7 protein-coding genes are annotated in these 6,481 nt (G+C 36.1%); all 7 read left to right on the plus strand.

From position 1 onward, the window contains the following. Positions 1 to 414: 414 nt before the first annotated feature. The 7 genes from A3860_RS23540 to A3860_RS23575 all read left to right on the plus strand — a co-directional run bounded on the left by A3860_RS23540 (position 415) and on the right by A3860_RS23575 (position 6,137). A complete protein-coding gene (locus tag A3860_RS23540) occupies positions 415 to 846 on the plus strand; it encodes a helix-turn-helix domain-containing protein (protein WP_081150581.1) in 432 nt (143 codons plus the stop codon). 179 nt (positions 847 to 1,025) lie between these two features. After that, a complete protein-coding gene (locus A3860_RS23545; protein WP_081150583.1) occupies positions 1,026 to 1,496 on the plus strand; it encodes a hypothetical protein in 471 nt (156 codons plus the stop codon). A gap of 103 nt (positions 1,497 to 1,599) precedes the next feature. Next, positions 1,600 to 1,968, plus strand: coding sequence for a helix-turn-helix domain-containing protein (locus A3860_RS23550; protein ID WP_081150585.1), 369 nt, complete (start codon positions 1,600 to 1,602; stop codon positions 1,966 to 1,968). A gap of 591 nt (positions 1,969 to 2,559) precedes the next feature. Continuing rightward, a complete protein-coding gene (locus A3860_RS23560) occupies positions 2,560 to 3,450 on the plus strand; it encodes a glycosyltransferase family 2 protein (protein WP_245843603.1) in 891 nt (296 codons plus the stop codon). Positions 3,451 to 3,507: 57 nt separating this feature from the next. Beyond that, a complete protein-coding gene (locus A3860_RS23565) occupies positions 3,508 to 3,975 on the plus strand; it encodes a MauE/DoxX family redox-associated membrane protein (protein WP_081150591.1) in 468 nt (155 codons plus the stop codon). A 59-nt stretch (positions 3,976 to 4,034) separates the two neighbouring features. Next, on the plus strand, positions 4,035 to 5,597 hold the full coding sequence (locus A3860_RS23570; protein ID WP_081150593.1) for a DUF2142 domain-containing protein: 1,563 nt from the start codon (positions 4,035 to 4,037) through the stop codon (positions 5,595 to 5,597). Positions 5,598 to 5,636: 39 nt separating this feature from the next. After that, positions 5,637 to 6,137, plus strand: a complete 501-nt coding sequence (locus tag A3860_RS23575; RefSeq protein ID WP_081150595.1) for a TlpA family protein disulfide reductase — start codon at positions 5,637 to 5,639, stop codon at positions 6,135 to 6,137. Positions 6,138 to 6,481 lie beyond the last annotated feature (344 nt).

Raw genomic sequence — 6,481 nt, forward strand, 5'->3', positions numbered from 1 at the left:
TTGAACTAAATAGCAAGATATACAGGGTTACCTGTACCGCTATCCGGTCAAAGAGATCAAGCTTAAAAAAAGTCATCTTTTGCATTGAAAAACATAGTTCTATATATAGATAACAACAAATTAAACATCCACCTTTATTCAATTCTGTAATTTTTTTGTTAACAATTATTTACCAATGTAATTTTTAATCTAACTATAATGCTTACATTATTTTAGAACTAACGATAATTTAAATATTAATTTGTGACATCATCTTTTGCAATAATCCTCCTAATTTTATTTCACTCACAGTCCTGAAAACACGTTCAACCCATTTTCAGGAAAAGATAATCCTTATTGATGTAGACAAATGTTGTAGCTAGAATGAATGAATGTTACGACATGACATTTTTCTGACCTTAACCTTGTCCAGATATGCAAATACGAATCAGAAAAACAGACCTTGAAAAGTCGCGTCATGCAAAAGCACCGTCTGTAATACCACTAAAGGACAAAGACCTTGAAACAGCCAGGGAAATAAAAGCTTTCCTTGACAAAACCTACAGTGTGCACCACAGTTGCGATGACCTCGTAAAAAAATTCGGAATGAATAAGCTCAAACTTAAAACAGCGTTTAAGGCTGTTTCCAATACCTCCTTGCACGAATATGTAACCAGAGTACGAATAGAAAATGCTAAGGTACTACTTGAAAACACCAATAGAACCATTGCTGATATCGCAAAAAAAGTAGGACTTCATAAAACGAATTTTATCAAACAATTTAAACACTATACAGGCAAGACGCCCACAGAATGGCGTAACAATCCCGATTTAATTGATCTTGCATGGGAACGTTCAGGTTCATGAATGGGAACCGAATGGCCACCAATTAATACCGAATCGCTACCAAATAATACCAAATCGCTACCCTATCCATTTTACATTGCTATAAAAAATGAAAATAGTAGTGACTCATAGGCTAGAGCATAAAATACCTACCATCCGTTCTTAAAATCAACGATACTCAATCTTAAACTTTATCTACCATGATTACCGGAGCCAATATTGAACAGCAAGTATATGATTATGTAGACAACAGCGATAACTGCGAACTGGTAACCAGGAACGGGATCATTATAGAGTCGCTCGATGATAACTCACTTCAGGCAGAGTATAGATTTATAGACACAGAAGACACCCGTTTAAGTGTAGTGCTTTATGCCGAAAAGAAAAAATTTGTTGAAACCCTGAATATTAGAAGAATGGGCGACATAGATGCCTTGACACCTGGAGATTTAATAGAAGTATATGACAAAGGTTTAGCAGAAATGGCTTGCTTCATTACTTTACACTATTCTTATTGCCTGGTCTTTCAAAAAACGGGAAATGATATAGTTGCAACGAATGAATCGGATTGCCAACACATGGTTCCCGTTTCTCAAAAACTGGAAACACATGACCAGTTTATAGCCTATACAGAGCAATATTATAAATTGCTTGAAGCTTCCGAAAACTGAAAGGTTTACCCTCAAAAGGAACACAATATCGATCACTAATATAGTGCATTGTTGTTCATCATGAACTTAAATCAATTCTTACATCATTTAACCTTATTCGGCTATGCAATATCTCACCATTCAACGGGAAAAACAGGTCCTTGCAAAAGCAGAAGAGATCAAAGCATTTCTGGAAAACAATTACCAGGACAATCATGATTATACCTTCTTAGCAAAAAAATTCGGAATGAATAGCAATAGTTTGAGTATTGCATTCAGGATCCTTACTAATTCGAGTATACATGAGTATCTAACTAAAGTCCGAATAGAACGCGCCAAAAAACTATTGACGACAACCGATCTCCATGTAACATACATAGCCGCCCGCGTGGGGCTTGATAAAACAAATTTAAATATTCATTTCAAAAGGCATACAGGAATGACGCCTTTGCAATGGAGAAAAAACGAAATCCTGCATCAGCAAACTAATTAAGAGGATTCTTTAAGACAACATGGAGAACTTAAAACAAAGGCTAAATGATCACCATTCAAAAAAATACCGAATCGCTACCATTTTCTATGAAATCGCTACTTTATCGCTTTATTACAGTCGTATTTTGCATCAGGATTTGAACGATGAATGTTTCCGGCACTTTTGGAAACGACAAATCCAGGCCCATAGTTTCATTTGCTCAATTTTAAAAAACCTATCCATGCTTACGTACACCATCTTCATGAATTCACCTGTTAACTTCATTACAGGCTCATTACTCAAACATAAATTAAGACGAAGTAACATTTCCTGATAAGGAAAAGCGTTACACCCCAAGCCTGCAACTTTTAACAACTGCATTGGCAATACTTTCATTTGCCAGGTCAACAAATTGAAATTAATGCTACATGAGTGATCTTATGTAACTAATAAAGCATGTTATGCCTTAAAATATGTCCGTTATTCCTTAGCCGGACGATACAAATATTTAAGATAAAGTTTCAAATATTGCCGCATCCCACCCCGATTTCCATCAGGATGGCTCTCGCGGCATAACAAAGTGAACAGGTTTTTAACTTAAAAACACCTTTTATGTCAATGAGAACAGACCCTTTATCTCCGCTGGCATCGTTGCCCGTAGAGGAAGATCAAAATACGTCGATTGAATTGAATATCGGGAATAGAACCGCAGCGAATAATGATACAATTAAGCGTTTATCGATCATCATTCCCGCATATAATGAAGAGAACACGATCTCATTGATATTAGACCGGATCAATGAAGTGAAGCTGATCAGGAATATAGAAAAGGAAGTGATCATTGTAAATGATTGCTCAAAGGATAATACCGAAGCGGCCATCCAGCAATATATGAACAACAAGGAGAACCTGACCATCAACTACTTTAAATATATAAAGCACGATGTAAACCAGGGAAAGGGTGCGGCGATCCATACAGGTATAGCCCAGGCAACCGGTGATTACTTGTTGGTACAGGATGCCGACCTGGAATACGATCCGGGTGAGTACAACACGCTCTTGAAACCTATAGTTCTCGGATCGGCAGATGTGGTATACGGCTCAAGATTTATGGGCGGCAATCCACACCGCATCCTGTTCTTCTGGCATTCTATTGGCAACCGGGTGCTTACCTTCTTAAGCAATATGATGAGCAATTTAAACCTGACCGACATGGAAACAGGATACAAGGTATTCCGTACCGCTATTATACAACGCATTTATTTACATGAGAAGCGATTTGGCTTTGAACCGGAAGTGACGCAAAAGATCTCCATGATCCCTGGCATCAGGATATATGAAGTGGGTATCAGCTATTATGGAAGAACGTTTGCGGAGGGCAAGAAGATTGGATGGAAGGATGGGTTTAGGGCGATTTATTGCATTGTGAAGTATGGGTTGTTTAATAATAAGATGTTTGTTGAAAAGAATCGCAAAATAAATTCCCAGCAAGTAAGAGTTTAACAATTGAACATAATTTGGCTCCTTTAAAATTAACGGACAACTATAAAATCTTGCCATATGGTTAAGCGTACAACAATCATAGAAATAATTACTGTACTTAATATTATCCTATTTCTTTATACAGGTATTGCGAAAATTCAGGATTATGAGGTCTTTATTGAGCAATTAGGTGAGAATCCCATATTGGCACCTTTCGCAACGGCAATTGCTATTCTTCTACCAATTGTGGAGTTTGTGATTGTGCTGATGCTTGTTGTTCCGCGTTGGAGATACAAAGGTCTTTTAGTTACCCTCACTTTAATGATTCTGTTTACCGGATATATCATAGCCTTGTTCAGTATCAGTACAGAAATGCCTTGTAGCTGCGGCGGAATAATAGAGTTTCTTTCGTGGAAAGGACATCTAGCATTTAATGGGACCTTTATATTGCTCGATCTGTGGGCTATCATATTATACAAAAGACAGAAAAAAGAGAATCTACAGACATGGAATGCAGCGAATGAATATGGGGTTTCACACGGCTAAAGAAGGAAAGAGATCAATAGATAATCGACTATTCATTTTCACTTCTCACAATTCAAGTTATGACTGAACAAAGCTTAATATACTCAGAAGTTTCGTTTAAAGACTTTTTGTTTAAAAACCGACGCAATAGAACAATATTATGGTTTGCAGCAGCCGCAATTGTAATTCAATTTCTAGCGTTTAAATACTTTTACCCTTATGCCAGCTACATACATGACGATTCATTTGCCTACATCAAAGCCGCTGATAAAAATTTAGATGTAAATAGTTATTTAATCGGTTATTCAAAATTCTTACGGTTGTTCAGTGTGTTTAATCGAACAGATTATATGCTAACAGCTTTTCAATATCTTTTTATCGAACTTAGTGCATTATATTTTTTATATACACTAATCTATTTTTATAAACCAAGAAGGATAGTACAAGTTATATTGTTATGTTTTATAGCTTTTAACCCCTTATTCTTACATTTAAGCAATTTAATTAGCAGTGATGGCATTTTCCTTAGTCTCAGTTTTACCTGGTTTGCTTTGTTGTTGCACATCATTCATCGCCCTACCACTAAACTAATTATATGGCATGCCGTAGTAATATTTATTGCTTTCACGGTACGCTACAATGCTATCATCTACCCGGTTATCTCGGCATTGGCATTTTGGTTTTCTAATATGTCAATCAAAAGAAAACTGGCGGGACTTGGCTTCGCAGCAATACTAATAGGTTCGTTTACACTTTTCACTATGTACAAGTATGAAAAACTGACTGGCGACTGGCAATACTCGCCCTTTAGCGGCTGGCAGTTAACAAACAATGCGATGTATACTTACCGATATGTAAATGCAGCAGATCGGAAACCTGTGCCCAAAATATTTCAAGAATTTAACAATATGATCTGTGAGTATTTTGATAGCACACGAGATGTAAAAAAGTTTCCGTTAGAAGCTATTCAGGCGAGTACTTACTATATGTGGTCGAAAGAAATGCCCATGATAAAATATCGTGACAAAGTTTTCAAAAATGATCCAGCAGCCAATAACCTAAAAAAGTGGGCTTCTATGGGTCCTTATTTTAAAGTCTATGGTTTGTATATAATAAAACAATATCCCTGGCATTTTATCAGGTATTTCTTATGGCCCAACGCTCAAAAATACTATGCGCCACCATTAGAGTTTCTTGAATACTATAATGATGACAAAACCGGTGTAACTGAGGATGCTCGAAAATGGTTTGGCTATTCAAGCCGTTTAGTAAACTCCCGCTTTGAAAGTAAAAAATTATGGACATTAAGTTTTTATCCAATTCTATCAGGAGCAATCAATGTGGTTATGATTTGCTGTCTCTTATGTTACTTCTTATTAAAAGGATGGCAATATCATGGTGAATTTAGATATGCAGTCTGGATGGGTGGTTCCATATGGTTATTAAATGCAGGTTTTACAATTGGTGCATCTTCGGCTGCATTGAGATTCCAGGCATTTCCAATAATTATTACCAGTGCTTTTACAGCTTTGTTGCTTGACTGGTTGGTTCAGGTAATGAGCCTGATTAAATCACAAGAAACTACACAAGGACTTGAGACAAGAAACACAGTCGAAACAAAGCACCCGATAATAATGCAATGATCTAAAACACATTAATAACATAATGGAGTGATTAACAATATGAAAACATTACATTTAGCAGTACTCACCTTAGTATTAATATATGTTTCCGGCTGTTATAGCACAGAATCTGAAAAGACCGGATTAGAAGGTAAACCTATGCCATCTTTTACATTAATGCGTCCGGACAGCTCTAATTATTCAAATTCGAAAGACTTGATTGCAAATAATCCTGCGGTATTGTTTTACTATAGTCCGAATTGCCCATATTGCCGTGCGCAATTGAAAGGCTTTATTAAGGAGATGGATGAACTGAAAGATATCAGATTTTATCTTGTTACACAAGCTTCTTATCAGTCAATGAAAGAATTTGACAAAGAATATGGTTTAAATAAATATCAAAACATTATCAACGGAAAGGATATCGATAATAAATTAGCCACTTATTTTGAAGTAACAGCTGTACCTGTTATCGCAGTTTATGGAAAGGATAAAAAGCTTACTAAGTTATTTCAGGGGAAGACATATAACAGTCTTATAAAAAAAGCTGCCTTTCACTAGAATATTGATTTAACGGCATTCCATAAAATCAGATTTTATAAGCAGTCGCATGCGCCTATAATATCGGAAAAGAATTCGCCTTTGCTACGGTTAATGCAGTAACTCCAGATCCCTTCCTTGTAGTGTCGTTAACTGTACCGAAAACATATTGATAACAAATGAAGCAAATAAATAGGTAATAATCAACCAAAGTTTCAATAATAGTACTGATCGGTCTATATAAAAAAGCCCATACTATTATTATGCAGGAAAAGGATCCTCTTGCAGAAAGATAACATGGGAAAGTGGCAAAGCTGAAAACCACTATAAAAAAAGTAAGCATCATTTACAAACAAAAATTTAGC

It is taken from the genome of Niastella vici, from assembly GCF_002077945.1.
In the GTDB taxonomy this organism is placed as follows: domain Bacteria; phylum Bacteroidota; class Bacteroidia; order Chitinophagales; family Chitinophagaceae; genus Niastella; species Niastella vici.

What these genes read in the sequence shown, in the direction of transcription:
- A3860_RS23570 (WP_081150593.1), top strand. Translation starts at nt 4,035, where the DNA reads ATGACTGAACAAAGCTTAATATACTCAGAAGTTTCGTTTAAAGACTTT.
- A3860_RS23565 (WP_081150591.1), top strand. Translation starts at nt 3,508, where the DNA reads ATGGTTAAGCGTACAACAATCATAGAAATAATTACTGTACTTAATATT.
- A3860_RS23550 (WP_081150585.1), top strand. Translation starts at nt 1,600, where the DNA reads ATGCAATATCTCACCATTCAACGGGAAAAACAGGTCCTTGCAAAAGCA.
- A3860_RS23575 (WP_081150595.1), top strand. Translation starts at nt 5,637, where the DNA reads ATGAAAACATTACATTTAGCAGTACTCACCTTAGTATTAATATATGTT.
- A3860_RS23545 (WP_081150583.1), top strand. Translation starts at nt 1,026, where the DNA reads ATGATTACCGGAGCCAATATTGAACAGCAAGTATATGATTATGTAGAC.
- A3860_RS23560 (WP_245843603.1), top strand. Translation starts at nt 2,560, where the DNA reads ATGTCAATGAGAACAGACCCTTTATCTCCGCTGGCATCGTTGCCCGTA.
- A3860_RS23540 (WP_081150581.1), top strand. Translation starts at nt 415, where the DNA reads ATGCAAATACGAATCAGAAAAACAGACCTTGAAAAGTCGCGTCATGCA.